The 22613-nt window shown below is 42.0% G+C and carries 20 protein-coding genes; 7 read left to right on the forward strand and 13 right to left on the reverse strand.

What is annotated here, in order from left to right; all coding sequences use genetic code 11:
• Window positions 1–232: 232 nt before the first annotated feature.
• The 13 genes from B9N78_RS03815 to B9N78_RS03870 form a co-directional block, all read right to left on the reverse strand.
• Window positions 233–1189 (reverse strand): FAD:protein FMN transferase, encoded by a 957-nt coding sequence (locus B9N78_RS03815; protein WP_245805452.1) that lies wholly within the window; start codon window positions 1187–1189, stop codon window positions 233–235.
• Window positions 1176–1250, reverse strand: a complete 75-nt coding sequence (locus tag B9N78_RS18300; protein ID WP_245805465.1) for a hypothetical protein — start codon at window positions 1248–1250, stop codon at window positions 1176–1178. Before B9N78_RS18300 ends, B9N78_RS03815 begins: the two co-directional genes overlap by 14 nt.
• A 36-nt stretch (window positions 1251–1286) precedes the next feature.
• Complete coding sequence (locus tag B9N78_RS03820; RefSeq protein WP_085098541.1) at window positions 1287–3401, reverse strand: FAD-dependent oxidoreductase; 2115 nt, start codon at window positions 3399–3401, stop codon at window positions 1287–1289.
• Between the two features lie 23 nt (window positions 3402–3424).
• On the reverse strand, window positions 3425–4000 hold the full coding sequence (locus B9N78_RS03825; RefSeq protein WP_085098544.1) for an electron transport complex protein RnfA: 576 nt from the start codon (window positions 3998–4000) through the stop codon (window positions 3425–3427).
• A 17-nt stretch (window positions 4001–4017) separates the two neighbouring features.
• On the reverse strand, window positions 4018–4713 hold the full coding sequence (gene rsxE / locus B9N78_RS03830) for an electron transport complex subunit RsxE (RefSeq protein ID WP_085098547.1): 696 nt from the start codon (window positions 4711–4713) through the stop codon (window positions 4018–4020).
• A 9-nt stretch (window positions 4714–4722) separates the two neighbouring features.
• Window positions 4723–5292 (reverse strand): RnfABCDGE type electron transport complex subunit G, encoded by a 570-nt coding sequence (gene rnfG, locus B9N78_RS03835; protein WP_085098549.1) that lies wholly within the window; start codon window positions 5290–5292, stop codon window positions 4723–4725.
• A 3-nt stretch (window positions 5293–5295) separates the two neighbouring features.
• Entirely contained in the window at window positions 5296–6267 is a 972-nt protein-coding gene (locus B9N78_RS03840) for an RnfABCDGE type electron transport complex subunit D (RefSeq protein ID WP_085098552.1), read from the reverse strand.
• A 72-nt stretch (window positions 6268–6339) separates the two neighbouring features.
• Window positions 6340–7479, reverse strand: a complete 1140-nt coding sequence (locus B9N78_RS03845) for a 4Fe-4S dicluster domain-containing protein (protein WP_085098555.1) — start codon at window positions 7477–7479, stop codon at window positions 6340–6342.
• 5 nt (window positions 7480–7484) lie between these two features.
• Window positions 7485–7961, reverse strand: coding sequence for a cytochrome c3 family protein (locus B9N78_RS03850; RefSeq protein WP_085098557.1), 477 nt, complete (start codon window positions 7959–7961; stop codon window positions 7485–7487).
• Window positions 7962–8589: 628 nt separating this feature from the next.
• Entirely contained in the window at window positions 8590–10098 is a 1509-nt protein-coding gene (locus B9N78_RS03855; protein ID WP_085098560.1) for a CHASE sensor domain-containing protein, read from the reverse strand.
• Entirely contained in the window at window positions 10095–10634 is a 540-nt protein-coding gene (locus tag B9N78_RS03860; RefSeq protein ID WP_085098563.1) for a YfiR family protein, read from the reverse strand. Before B9N78_RS03860 ends, B9N78_RS03855 begins: the two co-directional genes overlap by 4 nt.
• A complete protein-coding gene (locus B9N78_RS03865) occupies window positions 10622–12556 on the reverse strand; it encodes a TonB-dependent receptor plug domain-containing protein (RefSeq protein ID WP_085098566.1) in 1935 nt (644 codons plus the stop codon). The genes B9N78_RS03860 and B9N78_RS03865 overlap by 13 nt, the downstream gene beginning before the upstream one ends.
• Entirely contained in the window at window positions 12553–13260 is a 708-nt protein-coding gene (locus B9N78_RS03870) for a response regulator transcription factor (RefSeq protein ID WP_085098569.1), read from the reverse strand. The genes B9N78_RS03865 and B9N78_RS03870 overlap by 4 nt, the downstream gene beginning before the upstream one ends.
• A gap of 251 nt (window positions 13261–13511) precedes the next feature.
• Here B9N78_RS03870 and B9N78_RS03875 point away from each other — a divergent pair, with 251 nt between their 5' ends.
• The 7 genes from B9N78_RS03875 (at window position 13512) to fliD (ending at window position 22542) form a co-directional block, all read left to right on the forward strand.
• Window positions 13512–14369: a flagellin N-terminal helical domain-containing protein gene (locus B9N78_RS03875; protein ID WP_085098572.1), complete on the forward strand. Its 858-nt coding sequence runs from the start codon at window positions 13512–13514 to the stop codon at window positions 14367–14369.
• 320 nt (window positions 14370–14689) lie between these two features.
• Window positions 14690–15235 carry an RNA polymerase sigma factor gene (locus B9N78_RS03880; RefSeq protein WP_085098575.1) on the forward strand — a complete coding sequence of 182 codons (546 nt, stop codon included), beginning with the start codon at window positions 14690–14692 and terminating at the stop codon, window positions 15233–15235.
• Window positions 15232–15885: a flagellar hook assembly protein FlgD gene (locus tag B9N78_RS03885; protein ID WP_085098577.1), complete on the forward strand. Its 654-nt coding sequence runs from the start codon at window positions 15232–15234 to the stop codon at window positions 15883–15885. Before B9N78_RS03880 ends, B9N78_RS03885 begins: the two co-directional genes overlap by 4 nt.
• A gap of 22 nt (window positions 15886–15907) precedes the next feature.
• Window positions 15908–17464 (forward strand): flagellar hook protein FlgE, encoded by a 1557-nt coding sequence (locus B9N78_RS03890; protein ID WP_085098580.1) that lies wholly within the window; start codon window positions 15908–15910, stop codon window positions 17462–17464.
• A gap of 92 nt (window positions 17465–17556) precedes the next feature.
• Complete coding sequence (gene flgK / locus B9N78_RS03895; protein ID WP_085098583.1) at window positions 17557–19584, forward strand: flagellar hook-associated protein FlgK; 2028 nt, start codon at window positions 17557–17559, stop codon at window positions 19582–19584.
• A 12-nt stretch (window positions 19585–19596) separates the two neighbouring features.
• Window positions 19597–20799 (forward strand): flagellar hook-associated protein FlgL, encoded by a 1203-nt coding sequence (gene flgL, locus B9N78_RS03900; protein ID WP_085098586.1) that lies wholly within the window; start codon window positions 19597–19599, stop codon window positions 20797–20799.
• Window positions 20800–20808: 9 nt separating this feature from the next.
• Window positions 20809–22542 carry a flagellar filament capping protein FliD gene (gene fliD / locus B9N78_RS03905; RefSeq protein WP_085098589.1) on the forward strand — a complete coding sequence of 578 codons (1734 nt, stop codon included), beginning with the start codon at window positions 20809–20811 and terminating at the stop codon, window positions 22540–22542.
• Window positions 22543–22613: the final 71 nt, after the last annotated feature.

Here is a 22613-nt window from a genome sequence, read left to right on the forward strand (position 1 = left end):
AATGCAAATGGACCGGAAGAGTGAGCTTCCGGTCCATTTTGGGGGCTTAGGGAAGGTAGGTTAGACTTCCCTGATGCAGACTGCCGTTTTCTGATTTTTCCCGCATTTGCCCTGATTCGAAGTACAGGTTGCTTCGAATTGCAGGTGCAAGCGACTTTTGGGACTTAAGGAGGTTGTCACTTGCTTTCAGTTAACGGAGCGGTATTTAAAATTTATCTTTAAATTTAGATTCTTAAACTCTAACCAGACCGTTCCAGTTTTTAGAGTTCAACTTTTCTCCAGATGATTTAACTATCAAACATTCATTACTATTCTGTGCATTGACAAAATTAATGGAACTTTGAGAATCCATAACAAACGCTGAAGTGGACAGAGCATCTGCTTCCATTACAGTCCGCGCTGTTACAGAAACGCTTAAACTCTGCGTAGGAGATAAAGCTGTACGCGGATCAACCACATGGTGATGTGATTTTTCAGCATCAAAATAAACTTCGTACCCACCGGAAGTTGCTACGGCCGCATCTTTAAGCTGAATCACTGCCGGATAATTCCCTTTCTTGGCAGGATCTTCGATAGCAATAATCCAAGGTTGCCCTTTTGAACGCTCACCTCCGGCGCGAATATCACCGCCGGCATTAATCAGATGGTTGGCCACACCGTTGGCAGACAAAATTTCAGAGGCGGAATCAACAATAAATCCCTTGCCGATGCCATCAAGAGTCACAGCCATCCCCTGCTTATCAAAACTTATTTTTCTGTTTGAAATTTGCAATCCCTTTGAATCAACAAGAGCCAAGGCTTCACCTAAATCACTTTTATTCAGGTCTACCCGACCGTTTGGATTAGCGTGATTGCGCAGCATATTTACAACAGGCAGAACCGTTGCATCAAAAGCACCGTTTGAACAATTGTTAAAGATCTGTGCTTTCTTCATAACATAAAAAAGCTCAGGTGCAACATCTGTTAATCGGCCTGTCCGGTTTAATTCAGAAACAGGTGTGTTTGATTTATGACGATCAAATATTGCTGCGAGACGATCAATTTCTTCAAAAGCCAAAGCGGTAGCGTGCTCTGCAACATCTTTCGATTCGTGCAAAGCTGTTATGGAAACATAGGTTCCCATAAGAAAGCGTGTTTCACAGATTTTATAACGGTTGTCGCCGATGCGCATAGCGTTAGCTATGCGCATCGGCGACAACCGGAGTGGATACTAATGAGCTCCCAATTCCTGTTGCAGCTAAAACTTTCATAAATGAACGTCTGCTAAAACTGGAGCCGAACACTATTTACACCTTACCTAATTCAGCAAATGTTTTAACATCTGCATCCTGAGCATATTCTGCTCCGGCTTCAGAGTCATAGCAGGTAAGTCCGCAGCGCAGGCAACGACTGCCTTCTTTACGGGCGGCTTCATATACGATGGAACCTTTAACTTCTTCTTTAAATGTAGATCTGCGTTCCTCAATTGTTATTTCAGGAATTTTGATTCTTGGAATTGTGTAGGTAACATCCATGTTCTTGAGAATGGATTCAGGTATAACGCGAAGCTGCGGATTTTCAAGTTCCGGAATAACGCCTTCAGTGATGAAGTGGTGGATACCGCGCGCTGCTCTTCGTCCGTCTGCTACAGCCTGAATAATAATGCTGCGACCGGTGTGAACTTCCCCACCGACAAAGACGTTAGGACGTTTCGTCTGCAATGACAGACTGTCGGCATCAAGCCCGCCTGTCTTTTTGCTAACTGTCAGAATAGGCGAACCGTCTTTACCTTCAAAAGGTATGGTATCAATAACACGGCTGGTTGCGGTAATAACGATATCAGCATCAATGACAGCCTCAGTTCCTTCCACAGGTTTAGGAATTCCAAGTGCTTTTGCTGGATCATCATACTGGACTTCACGATACTCAATACCGCAGACTTTTCCGTCTTTAGCAATAATACGGGTCGGCTCTGTCAGATACTTAAGTTCACTGCCCAGCTCGGTAGCGCGGATGACTTCACTTTTGTTGGCGGCCATTTTGCGCTGAATACAACCGACCAAAGAAGTAACTTCGCAATTAAGACGGGCGGCACTGCGCACAACATCCATAGCAGTATTTGAGTCACCGATGACAACAACTTTCTTGCCTTTCAGATTTGTGATGGATTTGCCGACTTCTTCAAGGAAAGTAATGGAATCAAGCACGCCTTCAGCGTCAGCATTTTCAATTTCGAGAGCAGGGACTTTCCATGCTCCGGTTGCAATAAAGATTGCTTCATATCCATCATTTTCAAGACTATCGATCGTAATGTCTTTACCGAATTCTACTCCCGTATGAACGTCAACGCCAAGGTCAAGGATAGACTGAACTTCCCAGTCAACAACCTTTGCAGGCAGACGGTACTCAGGGATAATCCCCTTCATCATACCGCCGATGTGATCGCGTTTCTCGAAAATAACAGGCTCATGACCGATGCGGCGCAAGAAATAAGCGCAGGAAAGACCAGCAGGTCCACCACCGATAATCGCAACTTTATGACCTGTCGACGGATTGCAATCAAGTTTGAGACGCGATCCGGAGTTCATTTCCCAGTCCGCTACAAAACGATGCAAGGTGTGAATTGCTACGCCGTCATCCGCAATATTACGGCGGCAGATAGTTTCACACGGGGCTGGACAAAGGCGACCGACAGCGAGCGGCAGCGGATTGCGCTCTTTCATGGTTAACAATGCGCCGCGCATGTCACCGTTTTTCATCTGATTAATATATGTACGAACGTCTATCTGAGCCGGACACTTCTGCATGCAAGGTGCCAGACAGTCGTCAATCTGATTAAGGTGCAATAAGTCCATAGTCATACCGCTGATACGGATAGCTCCGGTAGGACAAACATCAGCGCACTTACCGCAAGAGCGGCATGCGTTCATGTCAACTACAGGAATACCGTCGTCGTTAAGACGTATGGCATCAAAACCGCAAACTTTAACGCAAGACCCCAGACCTATGCAGCCGAGGCCGCAAGTCTTTTCACCGCCGTAAAGCAATGCTTCAGCGCGGCAGTCTTCAACGCCTTCGTATTCAAATAATAAATTTGCGCGCGAACCACCGGTACAAATATTATTTGCAACTTTAGGTTCTTTAAATGCAGCTTCTACGCCCATGATTGCGGCGATGTTTTCAGCAATTTCAGCTCCGCCTGCAACGCATACTTCCGGGGAAGCTTTGCCTTCAACAATTGCGCCAGCAGCTGCCGAACAACCGGGATACCCGCAGCCGCCGCAGTTGGCACCGGGGAAACATCCTTCAACTTTTGCAATGCGAGGATCTTCCTCCACGTGCAGAACTCTTGAAGCTGCAGCCAGAATCGCGGCGGCAGTAAGACCTAGTAAGAATAAAACCATAATAGAAGAAGTCACCATTTTAATATCTCCTCAATTGTCCGTTAAGCGGCCATTCCCTGAAAAGCGAAAAACGCCAGTGACATGATACCAGCCATGATCAGTGCGATCGGAACGCCTCTGAAAACATACGGAACCGGAGCAATATCCATTCTTTCACGGATGGACGAAATAATGACCAGAGCAATCAGGAAACCGATACCTGAAGCAAGTCCGTACATCATAGATTTCATGAATGAATATTCACTGCGCTGAACCATAATAGCCACACCGAGCACCGCACAGTTGGTGGTGATCAGCGGCAGAAAAAGGCCCAATGATTTATATAACGGCGGAATGATCTTTTTAAGAAACATCTCAACAAACTGTACAAGCGATGCAATAACCAAAATAAAAACGATGGTTTGCAAGTACTCAAGACCGAATGGAATGAGTACGTAGTGCTGCAAAGGCCAAGTCAGAGCCGTGGACATCAAAATAACAAATATAACTGCTCCGCCCATTCCCATTGCAACATCTGTGGACTTGGAAGTTCCCATAAAAGGACATGTTCCAAGGTACTGAACAAGTACGATGTTGTTGATAAAAATAGCAGATATAAATAACAGGAAGTATTCCATTTTAATCAACCTTTATCTTATTTGGAGTTGAGGTCTTTAATGTCGCCGCACGCGCCGCAAGCACCGCAGGAAGCACAACCGGAATTCATAATATCGGGTGGAGTTTCGCCTTTTCTACGACTCAGGTATCTGTTGAGAGCATTCATGGAAGCCAGAATGATTCCCAGTCCGATAAATGCGCCCGGAGCTTTCCCCATGAGTTCGGCAGGATGGAAAGAACTCCACATGATATGATGTCCGAAGATTGTTCCGTGTCCCAGTATTTCACGAATTGCACCCAAAAAGGTCAGTGAAGCGGTAAAACCGATTCCCATACCGAGAGCATCCGCAATGGACAAAACGACTCCGTTTTTAGAAGCAAAAGCTTCAGCACGACCCAAAATAAGACAGTTAACAACAATAAGCGGAACAAAAATACCAAGTCTAAGGTAAAGCGGATATACATAAGCCTGCATAAGCAACTCAACGGCAACAACAAGTGACGCTGCAATTACGATAAAACAGGCGATACGTACTTTCGCAGGAATTATTTTTCTAAGGCATGAAATTATCATATTGGACAATGTCAGAACGGAGAGAACTGCTATACCCATGCCTAGACCGTTATCCGCAGTGGAAGTAACAGCAAGTGTGGGACACAGACCTAAAAGCACCCTGAAAGGAGGCAGTTCAGCCCAAAGTCCCTTTACAAATTCTTTGACTATACGGCTCATGGAATCTCCTTATGACTTCTGCCAGATCTGGGTGATCTCAGGCTTGATAGACTGATATACTTCAATGGCCTTACGGACAGCATCAACAGTTCCGGTAGAAGAATATGTTGCACCGGAAATACCGTCGATATCTCCGCCTTTAGCTGTCAGTTGCATGGATTCAAGACCATGCGCTGTGAACTTGCCGGTAAAAGCAGGGTCCGCAACACGCGATCCAAGACCGGGGGTTTCAGTCTGAGTAGTGATACCGATGCCGAGGAGTTCATCCTTTTGCACATCGAATCCAACCATAACTCCGATGTTGCCGGAATACCCCGGAGCAAAAGTTTCAATGGCAACGCCGACAAGTTTGCCGTCTTTAATTGCCGGAAAAACAGTCACATTTTTAACCTTTACACGTTCAAGAATCGGATCATTGTCCCTGTTTTCAAGAACAGAAAGAAGTGCCGGTCCCTGTACGTAAGTGAGAACCTGCTGCTCAATCTGTCCTTTGGTGGCCTGCTTCAAGTTAACAAGCAAAGCTCCGGAAGAAGCACAGATAACAGAAAGGACCACAAGCATATAAAGTATTTCACGCATGATTTATCTGCCTCCAAAAGGTTTAGGACGCACCCTGTCAAGCAGTGGTGTAAGCAGGTTTGCCACCATTATGGCAAAAGGCACACCGTCAGGATAAACGCCATAGACCCGAATAACTATAACCATGGCTCCGGCAATGAGGCCGAATAAGAGCTGCGGAATTTTGCCGACGGGACTTGAAGAAACATCAGGAGCCAGAAAGAAAGCTCCGAACATTACTGACCCTGTCAGTAGATGAAACAAAGGATTGACGTAAACTTCAGGATCAATCATCCAGAAAATGGAGGAGGTGACAGTTACACCGATCAGGAAAGCCGCAGGAATGAAAACCCGCACCCACCCGGTTGCAATAAGGAAAATTCCGCCTGCAAGCAGTGCAATTACCTGTGATGAGCCAAGCCCGCCAAGCTGATGCCCGAGGAAAAGGTCTGTATAATTAAACTGATCAAGGCTTTCGAGACCGAAGAACTTAAGCTGGTCTAATGGTGCATTGATAGCGAAATGCGAAAGGTTCATGTCGATATCGATAGCGGCAGGCCATGACAGGCGACAGAATGCCCAGGCAACCAGCGGTGCGCAGATCGGGTTGGTTCCGAATCCGCCGAATACCGTACGCCCCATTACAATTGTAAAAGCAGCTCCGAAACAGACAACCCACCATGGAGCTGTTGCCGGAAGCAAAAAGGCAAAAAGGATACCTTCATATAATGCTGTGAAATTATCGACATTGATATCGCGCCCCTGCAACTTAAGACAAAGAGCTTCAGTCAATATAGCAGCAGATCCTGCAAGCCCTATGGTTGAAAGTGCGGACAGCCCGAACATGTTGAACGCCATGACCATTGCCGGCAGCAGAGCCAGAAGATGATACTGCATCATCTTCGTCAAAGTACGTCTGCTGCGCCAGTGAGGAGCAGGCGAAACTGTGAGCCTGACTGCAATGTCCGACATTGCTTTAATTACTGGTGGAGTCATATTTTAACCCTTGAATCTATAAACTTGTATATTTTACCGGCAAATCCGGTGACTTGTGCCATGACTTTAAAACTATTCAGCCTTACCGCTGATCCTGAGCTGATCCTTGGCAAAACGGATATATTGCAAAATAGGTCGTCTGACCGTACAGTTAAAAGAGCATAAGCCGCATTCAAAACAACTGTGTAAGTCATACTTCTCAGCCATTTCGAATCTTTCATACTCCGCATAACGGCTGATCATATTAGGAAGAATCCGAGCCGGACAGCTAAGCACGCACTCACCGCAGTTGATACATGTTGCATCTTCTACTGAAGGGAATTGCCCTGTAGAGATAATAAACAATCCATGATCGCCCTTCTTCACGCCTTCATCCAGACTATAGACAGCCTCTCCGCGGAAAGGTCCGCCGAGAACAACTTTGTCACCGGATTTAACAGTCATATCCAATTCATTAAGCAAATGACGGATAGGTGTTCCAAAAGGCACGCGATAATTATGTCCGCTAATGGTCATAATTGTGTCAGTCACAGGCAGACCGGTCTTAGCAACAAGCCCTATATTATAGATATCCATGATGCTCATAATTTTGGTGTCGTCGCAGAATTCCTTTCCGGTGACAGCTTTAATTACAAGAGCATTAAGCGAATTAGGATACTTAGGTTTGACAAAAACAGATTCGGTTCCGGAAAGAGTAGCTGATGTTTTTTTAGCCACCGCAAGCTTTGTATGCACCGGATGAACAAGCGATTTAACAATATTCAATCCGACTTCAAGAATATCGTTTTCACATTCAAGCAGCAGTTCAGCTACAAAAATGCCCGGTTCAGGGTTAAGCCCGTTAATAATCAACTGACCGCAACGTGAACTAAGAGGGGCGACATCAATACCAAGTTCCTGCAAAGTGCGCTGCAGATCCTTTCCCGGTCCCATGGATTTAACATCAACAGGTTCAACTGAGTTCTCTTTGTGGTCACACTCTATAGTCAGGTGATGGTAATTGACTTTTGTCGCCTTGCCGGAAACAGAAGCATGATACGCGCCGCCGAATTTGGACGGATGTTCAGCAATCATATCGCCGCGGGCAACGCTCTGTCCTTTTTTAGCTTTAAGAACAAGATTGCGCACCTGAATATTAATTTCAGAAGGCGCGGCAATGTCGTGTATTACATTTTGGACATCGGATTCGAGTGAGTAGTGAATCTTAAGCATCTAACCTACCTCGCGTGGCATTTGTAGCAGGAATCGGCACCATAAGGTCCGCCGTCTTGTTCATGGCATCCCATACACTGCTTATGAAAAGCATCTGACAACAAAGGAATATTCTCAGTATCAGGTCTGTCTTCTTTTGCCAGAGGACCTGTAGGAACTTCATCATGACAGCGCAGACATGCTTTTTTGTCAGGAAAATTCTTTTGATGTTCGCTTCTGAACTTTTTATCAAACGCAACTGGATGGCATGTTGCACAAGCTAAAGGCTTATCTTGACCGATATTGTCATGGTGACAATCAGCACAATCATAACCCAAATCTTCAGCATGCTTAGCGTGGGAAAAAATGACTCTTCCGCCACTGTTATCCATAACAACGCGAACCGGGCTTTCCTGCGCTGGCGGCGCGAAAAGAAATCCGGATGCTGCCGCAATTACTAAAACAGCAACGATTAAAGTTAGTGGGGTATATCTGTTTTTCAACGAACCAGTCCTTGATTTTGAAAAATTGACGATTAAGGCACAAAGGCCGGAACCTAACGACAGTAAGCAGATTTATGCTTCAGATGCAGCGTCATCCTCCTTAAGATTAATGATGCAAGATGGAGCAAATACAGATTGGTCAATCAATCAGTCTTTTTTCACTTAGAACACATCTTATTTAAATTGAAAAGAGGTATTCTGGTACAAAACTAGCGACCATCATACAATTCACATTCGCCAAGTACGCAATATATGTACAAAATCAGCGAACTTGTAATTGATCACTCATTCAAGATTTTAAAGCAATGAACATGCCAGATTTAGTTACAAAAATCACAATCTATCAATAACAACCTAATATAAAAGGATAAATAATAATAATTAATATTTAAAACGAGTAATAAAAAGGAAGAAGTGCAGGTAGAATTTTTTTAAAGCCGATTTTACTTGTGAAAATATACTCATATTCCTAAAAAAAAGACTAAAATTGCTTAAAACACAAAAATTGCCTGCAAAAACAAAAAGATACCCCAGTCTGATAAATCAGACTGGGGTATCTTTTTTTAAGACAGAAAGGTATTAAATATTTAATAGCGGGATTGTGTTTTTTAAAAACACATACATTTTACTAACTCTCTGAAATATCAGTTTCAAATTTAGCTGAAACAACTGTCCCGCTTTCATCCGACGTTTCCATAGATATCTCCGCATTATGAGTTTTAGCAATGAGCTGAGCGGAATAAGTGCCAAGACCTGTTCCATCCTCTTTACCGACGGAAACATACTTGTTGAAAAATCTATCACGGACTTCCTCTGGAACCGGAAGGCTGTTTTTTATACTGACGACTGTATATAGATCTCTTTCAATTGAAATAGAGACAACATCCCCTTTAACAGACCCTTCAATTGCATTTTTAATAAGGTTTCTAAACATAGTTCGCAGCAGTACCATTTCGCCAATTATAGTTATTTCTTCAGTTCCGCTTATTTCCTCACCATTCATTGTGATAGAAAGGGAAACTTCTTCCTGAGTCAGCAACAAGGACATTTCCTCTTCCAGGGAACAAAGCAATTCTACAAGATCAACAGGCATTGTCCTTAATGAATAAATCCCCTGCTCCATCTTAAATATATCCAGATGAAATTGAATCATATCAAGCATGCGATATCCAGCTGAGGCTATTCGCTTAATATATTTAGATTGTTCCGGAGTAAGGTTGCCTTTATTGAGAAGTAATTCAGGATATCCGATGACAAGATTAAGAGAAGATTTCAGGTCATGACGATTTATACGCTCAACTTCTTCGCGGATCATTTCCGCAGTACGTCTTTCATGAATCTGTTTAACAAGCTGCGAATTCTTGTCTTTTAATTGTTTTTGCTTGGCGCGAAGTTCCTTTGTACGCTGAGCAACTATTGTTTCAAGCATTTCACGATGACTGTTGAGCCATGAGTCACGTAATTCAATTTTACCGAGCATCGAATTGAATTCTGAAACGAGATACCCAATTTCATCCTGACTTTTATATGCAACTCTTTTTGAATAATCTTTTCTTATTGAAATATCACGAACGGCATCGGTGAGTTGTCCGATAGGCTGCGTAATTTTTTTCCTGAAATAGTTCGCGACAATAACACCTATCCCGAGGACTATTATAAGTATCAACGCAGAAGTTGCCGCAATATGATATACCAATTCACTTTGATCAGAGAAGGTTCCGTCAATGATCAAATATCCTAATAATTCTTCTCCGGATTTGATTGGCTGAATTACAGAGAATGAATTAAAATTTATCTCCGGTTCTACTTTTAACTCAGGAAAGGTGGTTGCTTTGCTTCCGAAAAATGCAAAAACTCCACCAGTAGGAGTAAATATTGTAGCTCCGACAACATTTGGTATTAATGAAAGTGAATCTAAAACTTCTGTGGCTGATTCTTTGTCATTAAAATCTAATGCTGAAATAGTGGAAGTCGCCATTATTTGAGCCAGACCATTGGTCTTCTGAATAGTGGCCTGCCTGTATGAGTGGAAAAATGATGCAATAGTGAGAGTCATGGATAAAATAATAGCGAAAATGGTTGTCCCAAGAATTGCCGCTCCTATTTTGCGCCCGAGGCTGCTTTGGAAACCGGTCATTCTAAATGATCTCCACAAAAAATTTCAGAAAGTTTAAGCAATTTTGAACTGATAGTCAGTCCTGCTTTGCGAGCAGCGCAAATATTAACTTGCAATTTCATTCTTGAGCCGGACTCTACAAGGTTGATAATTCCTCCCATACGCAGGAAATCAGGATTCTGTCCAATTGTCAGGATAGGTTTATTTTTTACTTGTTTAAGAATTGCCGCTATTACACGCGGATTTGAGCTATCAAGAAAAAGGACCTGACAGTCGTCGGCAGGCCAGCGGACTAATTTAAAAGATTCTGATTTATCAAAATACGGAGCCAATTCTTCTTTATCAATAGCTGCAACAGTATATTTCTCACTTTCTTTGAAATGAGCCTGCTCAGGCCAAAGCACATATTTAGGTATTTTTTTAATGAACAAAGCACGCAGTTGTGCTTTTGTAGCAGTAATTTTAGCATCAGCAGCAATAACCGGCGAGGAATATAAAAAAAAGAACAAGGTAATAACTGCCGCGAAAAAGAACTTATACCTTCCTAAAAGTCCCATATGACCCTCAAAGAACAGGAAGGTTCAGTTGTCTCGAAGTTTCCTTCGTTGACTTGGCTGAGAAGACTTGAACCAATAAGTTCAAGCGAAAGATTATCTACGGGATGCCATGCAAGTCGAGCATCTACTCCAAATCCGGTAGAAAGATCTTTATCATCCATCGTATTTAAGTATGAACCGAAAAGATCAAGATCCCATTTTTCCGCTAAGTTAATTAACGCTTGAATTTTTAAATTGTATACAGGACAGTTAAGAGGAGGTGAGAATCCTGCATCATTCAGCGTTGCACCGGGGAAATCCTGATTTGACAAACTTATGGAAGGACGAAGTGTCAGCCTTGGTAAAACTTTCCAATCCAGCGCAACTTCAGTTCCATAAGTCAGTCCGCAAAGAGCACTGGCAGGCGTAGCAATGCGGGTATCGGGATCATAATTAAGTGTTATCAGCTTGTCATAACTATTAAAATATAAAGAAAGATCAAGTTTTAAATTGTCACTGAAGATTCTGCGATACCCGGCTTCAACTGAAGTAAGCTCTTCTGAATCAAGATTTCCTGAAGCATCTATTTCATACCTTTTCCCATTATAATTAACTTGATATCGCCCTTCGCGGGCCCAGTTACTTGGAACTCTTGTTGCTTTAGAAACGGCCAGCCAGTATTCATCTTCATCTGCTGTATAAAGAAGCCTGGCTGTGGACTGAGGCTCAAGGTTTCCATCTTCCGAATAATCCAACTTAAGACCGAGCGTCAAAAACAGACTGTCTTCAATAAGAGTCATTTTGTCTTGAGCAAAAGAACTGAAATCCATGCGACTGAACTTTTCATTACGAACCCTTACATGATCTCCCTGTTCAAATGAATCCCAAAAGTACCTCCCCCCAAGCCCCAAGGTAAAAAGATTAATTCCAATCTGATCAGCTGAATAAATATATTCAGCATCAATAGTGTTTGAAACGCCTTCAAGATCATCAAAAGTTGTCTCCGATCTTGAATAAGAGGTTCTGAACTGCATGCCTGAATTTAATCCGGTTGCTCTGTCCCATGTAAACTGGGCATACCCGCCATAACCTTTTTTAACTTTATCTGCAGAAAAAGGATTCCCGGGAGGAGACTGCTCTGTAATGCTTGAAGTTGAAATATCTCCCTGAATTGTAAACTGATCAGTAAAAATATTCTGCCAGTCCGTTCTGAAACCGGTGGTTCCCTGAACTAAATCTCTGGACCCTTTATGTGTACCGCCGCGGACGGTATAAGATTTTCCCGGTTCATAGCTACCTTTGGCGTATACCATAAAGTATCCATCGTCTGTAAATTTCCCGCCTTGACGAACCATCTGCGAAGCTACGTCATTACCGACAACTGAAACGCTTTGAGTTCCCTGCAGTTCTTTTGCAGATTTTGTAATAATATTTATTACGCCGTTAAAAGATTCTGATCCCCAAAGGCTGGTCCATGGACCGCGAATAACTTCAATTCGTTTAACAAGTTCGATAGGAAGATCTTGATTGGACCATATTACTTCTGAATAGTAAGGAGATGTTATAGGACGATTATCTATAAGTATAAGCTGCTTGCTGTTAAAAACTCCATTAAATCCGCGAATACCGATAGACCATTTATCGGAATCCATACGAGTGACAAGAACACCCGGAACAACTTTAAGAGCTTCAGGAACAGACATAGCCCCGCTGACTTTAATGTCTTCCTCAGTAAGGATTGTATAAGAACCGGCAATATTTTCTAACGATTGTTTCCGCCTTGTTGGTGAAACAACTTCAACGTCAAGCAGGTCTTCAAGCTCAAGTTTCTCAAGCTGCTGATTACTCGTTTCTTTTTCCTGAGCTAAGCACGGTTTGATCAAACCGTTCAGAATCAGAAAGAAAAGAAAAATGATAAAAAAAAGCTGCCTGAAAAAAATCATGCGCCAGCCTGATTTTTTGCTGTCATCATATAACCGCGGCCGCGAATTGTCTTAATACTTACAGATTCGCCGATTTTACGACGTAAATTGCTCATATGAACATTCAACACGTAGTCATCAAAATCTACAGTCCTGCCTAAAGCAATTTCCATAAGCTCTTCACGTTCGACTAATTTTCCGCAACTTACAGACAAGTGTTCGATAATGCTGAACTCAGCAGCTGTGAAATGAGTTTCTTCCCCTTCGACAAGAATTGATTGAGAATCAAGGTTGACCTCTATCCCGCCTACTTTTATCTTTCCTCTACTTGTTCTGACAGACTGTGTTGAATCTTCGTTAACCATTGCACACCTGCGTAACGCAGCACGCATTCTGGCAAGCAGTTCACGCAATTGAAAAGGTTTACAAATGTAATCATCGGCCCCCATTTCAAGACCAACCACTCTGTCAACCTCGTCACCTTTTCCTGTCAGCATTATTACCGGAACATTTGATTTTGATCTAATCAGATCTAATACACTAAGCCCGCTGAGGTCCGGCAGAATAATATCAAGTAGAATCAGGTCAAAAGTGTCATTATGAAATGTCTTCAACCCGTTAGTAGCGTTGCATTCAGTCTGTACGCTATACCCTTCTCCACCAAGATATGTATTTAAAAGTTCTCCAAGTTCCGGGTCATCATCAATAAGAAGTATTTTGTTCATAGCTTTTCTCCTGCCTGCATAGTAATTGTTTAGAAGGAATAAGCATAAGAATTTAATGTTAAAAAATGTTAAAAACATTAAGAAATATTAAGATATAATATATCTATATTAAGACCGTCAGCTGCCAATTTAATGGGTAAAAAATACCACCATGAACGTTCTTCGTGTTCACTTCGTATAACTAGCAAAAGGGTTGAATGAATCGGTCATTCACCTAGTGCATGGATGTACAAAAAAACACGGAGGTTTTTATGTCTTTAGTAATCAACAACAACACAATGGCTAATTCTGCAGCTCAACATCTTAATGATGCATACGGAGCACTCGGCTCATCAACAGAAAAAATGTCTTCAGGTCTAAGAATCAACTCTTCGGCAGATGATGCCGCAGGGCTGGCTGTTCGCGAACTCATGCGGTCTGACATTTCCACACTCAGTCAGGGTGTTAAGAATGCGAATGACGGTATTTCAATGATTCAAACCGCTGACGGTGCTCTTTCTGTTGTGGATGAAAAGCTTATTCGTATGAAGGAACTTGCTGAACAGGCCGCAACCGGTACGTATACCAGTGATCAGCGTGCACTGATTGATCAGGAATATCAGGCAATGGCATCGGAAATAACCCGTATCGCAAGTGCTACTGACTTTAACGGAATCCACTTATTAAATGGTAATCTAAGCAGTGATACTGCTATGGTTATTCATTTCGGAACCGGTAATGATTCCGCTGAAGATAAGTACAATGTCAAAATAGGCAACTGCACAGCTTCATCTCTCGGAATCGGTAATGCCAGTGCGAAGAATGCCGGATACACGGTTTCTACCCAGGTACAAGCGCAGGCAGCATTAGAAGCACTTGATCAGGCCATTACCTCAAAGGATAAGATCAGAGCTAATCTCGGCGCACTTGAAAACAGACTTGACGCAACAATATCCAACTTGGAGACTCAGGGAACAAATCTTCAGTCTGCTGAATCTCAGATTTCAGATGTGGATGTTGCAACCGAAATGACCAATTACTCAAAGCAGCAGGTCATTACTCAGGCTGGTGTGGCAATGCTTTCACAAGCCAACTCACTACCGCAGATGGCTCTTCAGCTAATCAGCTAACTCTTCTTTTAGAAGCGGACAGCATAACTAGGACCCGGTTTATCCGGGTCCTTTTTTTTGATCATTACTCCAGACAAGACCCTGTTTACTGACTAGGTAAAATATTCCCACCCAATTCATTAATTTGACGACACCTGCTTCTCTAAGACTTTTGCCAACAATTTCAATTAAGAATTATTAATTTTAGCCTACTGCTCTTTATTGTTGCTTTATACTTTTAACAAACAGCAAAGCTATCTTCGACAACTATAAACAATAAATGATGTTGTATTAATGTACTGCGGACCATTAGTTGCTCACTTCCGTGCATAGGAGGAAGTATGAACGCAAACATCAATCAAATATATGACAACAACAAATCATGTAATGCTGAAATTTTCTTTAAAGAGAACAATATTAGAATTAAGAATGATATTGGATGCTTTTTAAAGACTAAATTTAATTACATTACTAAGTATGACGTTGAAGAAATATTTCAAGAAGTAGCATTCAAAATAATTAAGCATAACTATTTATCAAAGTACTCCTCAGACAAAAGTTCACTTAATACATGGCTATACATTATAAGTCGTTCAGTAAGTATAGATTATATGCGTAAGTTACAGAAAAACTATCAATATATAGATGAATATGAAGAGTCTCCAGCTGTAGACATTCCAAAATCAACAATAACCATTCCTAAAGGATTGCTTTCCGAAAGGCAAAACCAAGTAGTTAAAATGGTTTTCTGGGGAGATATGCGCTCTGTTGAAGTGGCCGAACAGCTCGGCATTTCGCCCCAAACTGTGCGTAGTATTAAACACCAGGCAATTGCTAAATTGCGCCGCTATTTCGGGGCGGAAACCGAACGGAGGATAGTATCATGAGTATCGAGGCTGTAAGTTCCTCAACAACATCGAGCACATCATCGTCAAGCAACTCCTCGCTTACCCAGCTTGATTTTCTGACACTTCTAACGACTCAGATGGAATATCAGGATCCGACGAATCCGGTTGATAATACTGAAATGGTTAACCAGATGACTCAATATTCTTCACTGGAACAAGAAGTATCAACCAATGCAAAGCTTGATACGATTGTTGACCAGCTTACTGCCCTCTCTGCCATGAACAGTTCCAGCTATATTGGAAAGGACGTTACAGCAGAGGGTGGTGTTGTTGAAGTTACAGATGGAGTTGCTTCAGATGTCACTCTTAATCTGGGAAGTGATGCAGCATCACTCGTAGTCAATATTTATGACGCGGACGGTAACATTGTGGACACCAAACTATTTTCAGATGTCACTTCCGGTGATCACACATTAGGTCAAACCGAACTTAATCCCGGCAGCACACTTACTTCAGGAGAAATCTATACCCTTCGCGCTGCGGCCTACGATGAAAACGGTGACAATATTGATGTGGACCTCACATCAGTTGGAACAGTCACGAGCGTCAGTTCTGAAAGCAGCGGAGTTGTACTGACCCTTGATGATGGCAGAGAAGTTTCTCTCGCCGACGTAAGTTTCGCATCCTGATTAAGGGATAAGGAGAATTAAAATGGGAATCACCAGTTCGTTATATACCGGCATATCCGGCCTCAATGTTAACAGTCAGGCCACTTCAGTTGTGAGTAATAACTTAGCTAACTCAAGTACCGTCGGGTACAAAAGTACATATGCAACATTTGAAGATGTTTTCTATTCCGCCATTACTACCGGCGGAGGATTGAGTCAGGTTGGTAACGGAGCAGGAGTAGCTTCTATTAATACTGATTATACGCAAGGATCATATGAAACATCCAGCTCATCTACCAATGTAGCAATAAACGGTGACGGATATTATATAGTTGTTGATCCTGATAACGGAGCAACTTCATATTCAAGAGCCGGAAATTTTGATTTTGATAAAGACGGCTACCTTGTAGATCCATATGGCAACATGGTTCAAGGGTGGGAAGTTAAAGAGGGTTCTGCCTCAGGTTCGCTTACTAACATTCAACTTGACCAGTCACAATCTCCTCCAAATGCAACAAGTGCAGTCCGTACTTCCATGAATCTTAATTCTCAAAGTACAGACAAAGCTATAACCGCAAACCCGTACACTTCTGAATTTGAACTATATGACGGAACATCATCACCGGCATTGGATTCATCCAGATACAGCTATTCATCAACTATGACCATTTATGATGAAAACGGCTCAGCGCATGATCTCACTTTTTATATGGACCCTGTAAATACCGATTCAGACGGAAATATAGTCTGGGAATATGTTGTAGCATGCGATCCTAATGAAGATCAGCGCACATTCGGTGGAACCGATATGAATACCACCAGTGGAGCCGGACTGCTGATGACCGGAACTTTAACTTTCAACTCAGAAGGTAAATTGACATCACAGTCTGCCTTCACCCTTTCAGACACACCAACCTCCACTGACCCGAAAGATCCGGCAAACTGGGAACTGGCATCATTTAGTGATTCAGGTGTTCCTGAAATGAATGTTAACTTCACAGGAAGCACAACCGGACAAGATCTCGCTTTCAGCTTCGGAATGTCCAATCCGAATTCTTCAGTCGGGTCTAACGGAGGATGGTCTACGAGTTCAACAATAAGCACATTAGCAGATGTTACCGCTACAACAGATTATTCTGATTTACCTTCTTTTAACTCAATCGAGTTAGCGACAGGCGCAACAACCAGTTACAGTGACAGCTCTTCTGCGACTTACAGTACCAGTCAGGACGGCTACGCCACAGGTTCACTGCTTTCAGTGAGTGTTGATAAAAACGGTATTATCAGTGGGGCTTATTCAAACAATCAAACCATTGAATTATACCAATTCGCCCTTGCCGATTTCACCAACCCCGGCGGTCTTGTCGCAAACGGAAACAATCTGTTTTCAGCTACAACTGACTCCGGAGACGCTGTTATCGGAACAGCCGGATCAGGCGGTTTCGGAAAAATTGTTTCAAACTCACTTGAATCCTCGAACGTCGACTTAGCTGCTGAAATGACCAAATTAATTATTATTCAGGCTGCATATTCAGCCAACAGTAAGGTTGTAACTACAGCGGATTCAATGCTGACTACGGCAATAGGTCTTAAACGCTAACCCATAATATATGACCTCTTCCAGCAAGCTTAACTATTAAGCTTGCTGGAAGAAAATCAGTCAAAGTTTTAGTTTTAAGAGGACCATATACCATGATCAGCAACCTGTTCAATATAGGCTCAAAAGCCATCAGCAATACTCAGGCTTCTATTGCGACTACGTCCAATAATATAGCTAATGCTGAAACTACCGGATATAGGCGCGCAAACGCAGTTTATACGAGCACCGGCAATATTAATGTTGGCGGAAACAGCATCGGAACAGGGGCAGAGATCACTGCAATCCAGTCTAACTGGGATAAATTTATTGAAACTCAATATTTGAGTTCCTCCGCTGACCTTGCTTCCAGCAAGGCTTCATCTGAATATCTATCGCAAATGGATTCAATTTTTAATCAAAGTGCTAAAGACGGACTTGGAGTAACTCAAGATGCTTTTCTGACAGCATGGGCTGAACTATCCATGTATCCTGATTCCTCTTCAGAGCGGGAAGCTTTGCTGGGTGAAGCAGAATCGTTAGTATATTCCATAAATTCCACTTATTCTGAACTCCAAAAAATGCAATCTACTGTGGAAGATGAAATAAACGATCAGGTCGCTCAGGCAAATGAATATATTGATAATATAGGATTACTGAATAAACAGATTGCTGCATCGCCTGAAGATTACGATTTAGTCTCGAATCGTGATCAGATAATCCGCGAACTTGATGAATTAATCGGTGTAACAGTTATTACTCCAAGTGACGGCCAAACAAAAATATATACAGAAAGCGGAATGCCCCTGGTAGAAGGTTCTGAAACTCATAACCTTGTCTACACTTCTGCGCGATCCACCGAATCCCTTATGCCCTCTTCTGCTTATGACGGTGAGTTAAATTTTTCAGGTTCATCAAGTGAGGAAATGTTACTGGAATTTACTTCTTCAGGAGCAGACGGAAGCGCAAAATTCAAAGTGTCTTTTGACGGGGGTAATACGTGGGCAAAAGATGAAAACGGAAACACTCTTATCTATACAGCAGGAGATTCAAACAATTCAGCAACAATAGATGGAGTTGAAATATCTTTTTCCGGTTCAACTTCTGACCATACAAAAGGAGATCGATATACAATTGTTCCTAAAAACGGACTGTACTGGCAAGGCAACGATTCCTCTTTGGTTAACTGCACCCCGCTGACAGATGCAAGCGGTACTGGCATTTCACACAGAAGTACCAGCGGAAGTATTTCAGGTCTGCTAACATTCAGAGATGATGAGCTTATTCCGACAATGGACAGCCTCAATGACTTATCTTCTGCACTTATCTGGGAAGTAAATGAAGTGCATTCTCAAGGCGCAGGACTATCCTCTCACTTATCTCTTGAAGGAACATATTCCGTTGAAGATCAAACAGCGACTCTTTCGAATAGCGGACTGCCTTATGCCGCTAATATAGAATCAGGCGAGTTTTCAATATATACTTATGATGCTGACGGAGCATTACTTTCTAACGCGGCAATATCTATTGATCCTTCCACAGATTCTCTTGATGACATCGTGAACTCCATAAATTCAGCTTTTCCAGGATCCATTACAGCTTCTGTGGATTCAGAAGGACATCTGAAATTACAATCAGCCACAGATATAAGCTTTGAACTATCAAGTGACACGTCCGGATTTCTTGCTGCAACAGGAATAAATACTTTTTTTGACGGCAGCAGTGCCTCTGACATCTCAATAAACTCCTACATTCAAGACAATCCCTCGCATATAAATTGCGGAGAAGTCGGAACGGACGGTCTGGTTTCATCCGGAAGCAATGACACCGCAAAAACCATAAACGAGTTGATGAGCAAAACAGTTACGATCGGTGACCATCTTTCCAGTCAGACCTCTTCTTTATCCGAGTATCTTTCTCAAATTGTTTCCAGTGTTGGCGCAGCTGCTTCAACAGCCTCGACTCAAGTTACTTGTGACACTGCCGCAGCTCAGCTTTATTACGATCAGCAGCAATCTGTCAGCGGTGTAAATGTTGAAGAAGAAGTAATAAATTTGACGAAACAACAACAGCAATACCAGGCAGCCTGCCAGATTATCACAGTATCCCGCGACATGTTCGATACAATTCTAGGTATGATGTAATCAGGAGCAGTTATGAGAATCAGCACTACACAAATTTATGCTCAGAGTTTAACTAATGTTAATTCATCACTTGTAAGATTGGATGAATTAAACTCACAAAACAGTTCTCAAAAAAGAATTAATGCTCCATCAGATGATGCTGCCGGAATGGGCAATGTGATGGAATTACGCACATATGATCAAACTCTTGCCACACAGGTTGAAAACGCAACGGTTGTAAAAGGACTCCTCGGTTCAGCCGACGATTTATTATCTCAGGCCAGTGAAATCATGACTTCTATACTTGAACAGGCTGAGCAGGCTTCAACGGGAACTTACGATCTAGAGCAGAATCAGATGATGGCTGAACAAATGCGCGGATATCTGGATTCATTAGTAAGTATTGCAAATTCTAAATCCGGCAACGATTACCTTTTTTCAGGAGAAGCAACGGACACCTCACCATATGAATATACTACCGATGTTACTTTACTGGGTGATTCACCGGCAAGAAGCGATATTGCAGAAATTACAGGAGAATTTGATAAAACAACTCTCGTTGAATTCACCACTGACGGAACCATCGGAGTAGATTCAATTGATTACCGTTTCTCAACTGATGGAGGAGAATCATGGGATACAGGGACTCTTGATGCAACGGCAGTTCCACCTGAAACAACTTTAAACCTTGGAACAATATCTGTTGAAATGAATTCGGGAGTTGCTGTTACTGCGGCAGATGAAGATGAAGGAAGTCAATTTATAGTCCGCAGTGCATTATCATATAACGGCTCTGAGAAAGCTACATCTGTTGCAATTTCTGAAAAAACTGAAGTTAATGCCAATACTGTCGGACATAAAGCTTTCGGAGGATTAAATTCTCAAACTGATGATCCTTATGATGATCCAAATTTATTTGAAACTATAAGTGATGCAATTGCATACATGGAAATCGGAGACGAATCCGGTGTTGCGAATTGTTTAGAAAAACTTCGTGCCGGCAACGAAGCACTGACAACAGTTTCTGCTGAAATAGGTTCGAGTGAAGAAAAAACATCTTTTGTAATGAGCAGCATTACCCTTTCCAGAAATAGAATTGCTACAGCGATAAGTTCAGAAGAAGATATTAACGCTGCTCAGCTATCAATTGAACTGACTCAAGCCAACTATGTTTACCAAGCTGTCCTTAAATCTGCCGCAAGTATCATGAATACGAGTATTATGGATTATCTATAGGAGACTAAAATGTCTATATCATCACTATCATCAAATGTATTATCATATTCATCAGTATCAACTTCAGGATCTACAAACTTTTCAGGGCTAGGCAACGGAACTGATTTTGATGAAATTAGAGAAGCAACTATTACAGCTGAGAGCTACAAAAAACAAGAGTATGAAGAAAGTCTCACATACTCTAAAAATGCAGTTGATGTTTTAACTACCTTAGATGAAGAATTAGTCACTTTGTCAGGAACTTTGCAGAAAATGGATGAAGTTTCGGAGTTTTATTCATATACGGGTAACATTTCAGGAGACGAAGTCAGTGCTGTCGCTGAAGATGGAGCCAAGCCATGCTCGCATAATCTTGTTGTGGGGCAACTGGCCAAAACTGATAGGTGGGTCGCGGAAGATTATGACATCGCATCTAAAGACACAGAAATTTGCAGTGCGGATTCATCTATAACGCTATCCTATGCAGGCGAAGATATTACGCTGAATATCCCATCAGGAACAACTGCTGAAGAATTTGTAGATCTTATTAACAACAGCAGCGAATTTACAGATAAAATTGAAGCGTCATTAATTTATGACGGCAGCAATTATCATCTCAGTCTTACAGGAAATGATACCGGCAGCGATAATGTTTTAGGATTAACAGATCTCAGCGCTCTTGATTCTATATCAGCTTCAGATTTTACAAATACTCAAACGGCACAAAATGCAAAGTTGAAAATTGACGGTTATCCCTCTGAAACAGATTCATGGCTTGAACGTTCATCTAATACAGTTGATGATCTGATTGATAATGTGACTTTAACTTTAAGTTCAACAACCGATTCAGATGGAGTTGAAATAGCTATTAGCTATGACACCGACAGTATGGTTGAAAAAGTTGCTTCATTCGTTTCCGAAGTGAACCAGATTATCTATGATTTGCAAAGTGTGACAGGGCGACTTGATACAAGTGACGATGATGAAGACAGTGACACTTTTACACTCAAGGGAGGATCATTAGATTTAATATACAATCGATTTAAATCTATTCTTTCTTCATTAGGAGAAGGCTTTACACGTTATGACAGTGGCACTGAAACCGGCGATTTATATTCATCTCTCTCGATGATCGGGATATCTACCGACTCGACAGAAGGATCATCCTCCTTCGGCCAGCTTGTACTTGATTATGATGAACTTGAAGAAGCTCTCAGCAAATCTCCTGAAAGCGTTGCCCGTCTTTTTGCGGCTTCAGGGGAATCTACCTCGGACAGCTCCTCAATCAGCATACTGTCCAGTATTTCAGGATTAACTTCTGCAGGTGAATATGATGTTGAGTATGAGGTCTCCGGAGGACAAATAACTTCAGCTACAATTAACGGTGTCGCTATGAAATTGGACGGAAATACAATGCTCGCCCAGCGTAACAGTGATGCGAACGGTTTATATCTGAAAGGAACGGAAACTACTGACGGAATTTACTCCGCAACAGTTCTAGTAAAACAAGGTAAAATCGGAGAAATTGCCGACTATTGTTCTAAAATTACAGATGTTTCAACAGGGTCAGTCCCGCTTTTAATCAGCAGTTATGAGGATTCTTGTACAAAATTAGAAAATGAAATTTACGATGAAGCAGCAAGACTTGACTCATTAGACAGCTACTTAACAACGAAATACGCTAAACTTGATGCACTGTTGCAAAAATATTCTAACCTCTCAACTCAGCTGACAACAACACTTGATACGTCATCTAGCGATTAGTTCTAATTAAATTCTACGGTTTTCGACATCTGAATGAGAATTACCGCTTAGCTTTAAGGCGGTTTTCTCCT

The organism is Desulfovibrio gilichinskyi (assembly GCF_900177375.1).
Taxonomy (GTDB): Bacteria; Desulfobacterota; Desulfovibrionia; order Desulfovibrionales; family Desulfovibrionaceae; genus Maridesulfovibrio; species Maridesulfovibrio gilichinskyi.

What these genes read in the sequence shown, in the direction of transcription:
- B9N78_RS03880 (WP_085098575.1), top strand. Translation starts at nt 14,690, where the DNA reads ATGAACGCAAACATCAATCAAATATATGACAACAACAAATCATGTAAT.
- B9N78_RS03870 (WP_085098569.1), bottom strand. Translation starts at nt 13,260, where the DNA reads ATGAACAAAATACTTCTTATTGATGATGACCCGGAACTTGGAGAACTT.
- B9N78_RS03865 (WP_085098566.1), bottom strand. Translation starts at nt 12,556, where the DNA reads ATGATTTTTTTCAGGCAGCTTTTTTTTATCATTTTTCTTTTCTTTCTG.
- fliD (WP_085098589.1), top strand. Translation starts at nt 20,809, where the DNA reads ATGTCTATATCATCACTATCATCAAATGTATTATCATATTCATCAGTA.
- flgL (WP_085098586.1), top strand. Translation starts at nt 19,597, where the DNA reads ATGAGAATCAGCACTACACAAATTTATGCTCAGAGTTTAACTAATGTT.
- B9N78_RS03820 (WP_085098541.1), bottom strand. Translation starts at nt 3,401, where the DNA reads ATGGTGACTTCTTCTATTATGGTTTTATTCTTACTAGGTCTTACTGCC.
- B9N78_RS03890 (WP_085098580.1), top strand. Translation starts at nt 15,908, where the DNA reads ATGGGAATCACCAGTTCGTTATATACCGGCATATCCGGCCTCAATGTT.
- rnfG (WP_085098549.1), bottom strand. Translation starts at nt 5,292, where the DNA reads ATGCGTGAAATACTTTATATGCTTGTGGTCCTTTCTGTTATCTGTGCT.
- B9N78_RS03815 (WP_245805452.1), bottom strand. Translation starts at nt 1,189, where the DNA reads ATGCGCATAGCTAACGCTATGCGCATCGGCGACAACCGTTATAAAATC.
- B9N78_RS03840 (WP_085098552.1), bottom strand. Translation starts at nt 6,267, where the DNA reads ATGACTCCACCAGTAATTAAAGCAATGTCGGACATTGCAGTCAGGCTC.
- B9N78_RS03885 (WP_085098577.1), top strand. Translation starts at nt 15,232, where the DNA reads ATGAGTATCGAGGCTGTAAGTTCCTCAACAACATCGAGCACATCATCG.
- B9N78_RS03860 (WP_085098563.1), bottom strand. Translation starts at nt 10,634, where the DNA reads ATGGGACTTTTAGGAAGGTATAAGTTCTTTTTCGCGGCAGTTATTACC.
- B9N78_RS03855 (WP_085098560.1), bottom strand. Translation starts at nt 10,098, where the DNA reads ATGACCGGTTTCCAAAGCAGCCTCGGGCGCAAAATAGGAGCGGCAATT.
- rsxE (WP_085098547.1), bottom strand. Translation starts at nt 4,713, where the DNA reads ATGAGCCGTATAGTCAAAGAATTTGTAAAGGGACTTTGGGCTGAACTG.
- B9N78_RS03875 (WP_085098572.1), top strand. Translation starts at nt 13,512, where the DNA reads ATGTCTTTAGTAATCAACAACAACACAATGGCTAATTCTGCAGCTCAA.
- flgK (WP_085098583.1), top strand. Translation starts at nt 17,557, where the DNA reads ATGATCAGCAACCTGTTCAATATAGGCTCAAAAGCCATCAGCAATACT.
- B9N78_RS03845 (WP_085098555.1), bottom strand. Translation starts at nt 7,479, where the DNA reads ATGCTTAAGATTCACTACTCACTCGAATCCGATGTCCAAAATGTAATA.
- B9N78_RS03825 (WP_085098544.1), bottom strand. Translation starts at nt 4,000, where the DNA reads ATGGAATACTTCCTGTTATTTATATCTGCTATTTTTATCAACAACATC.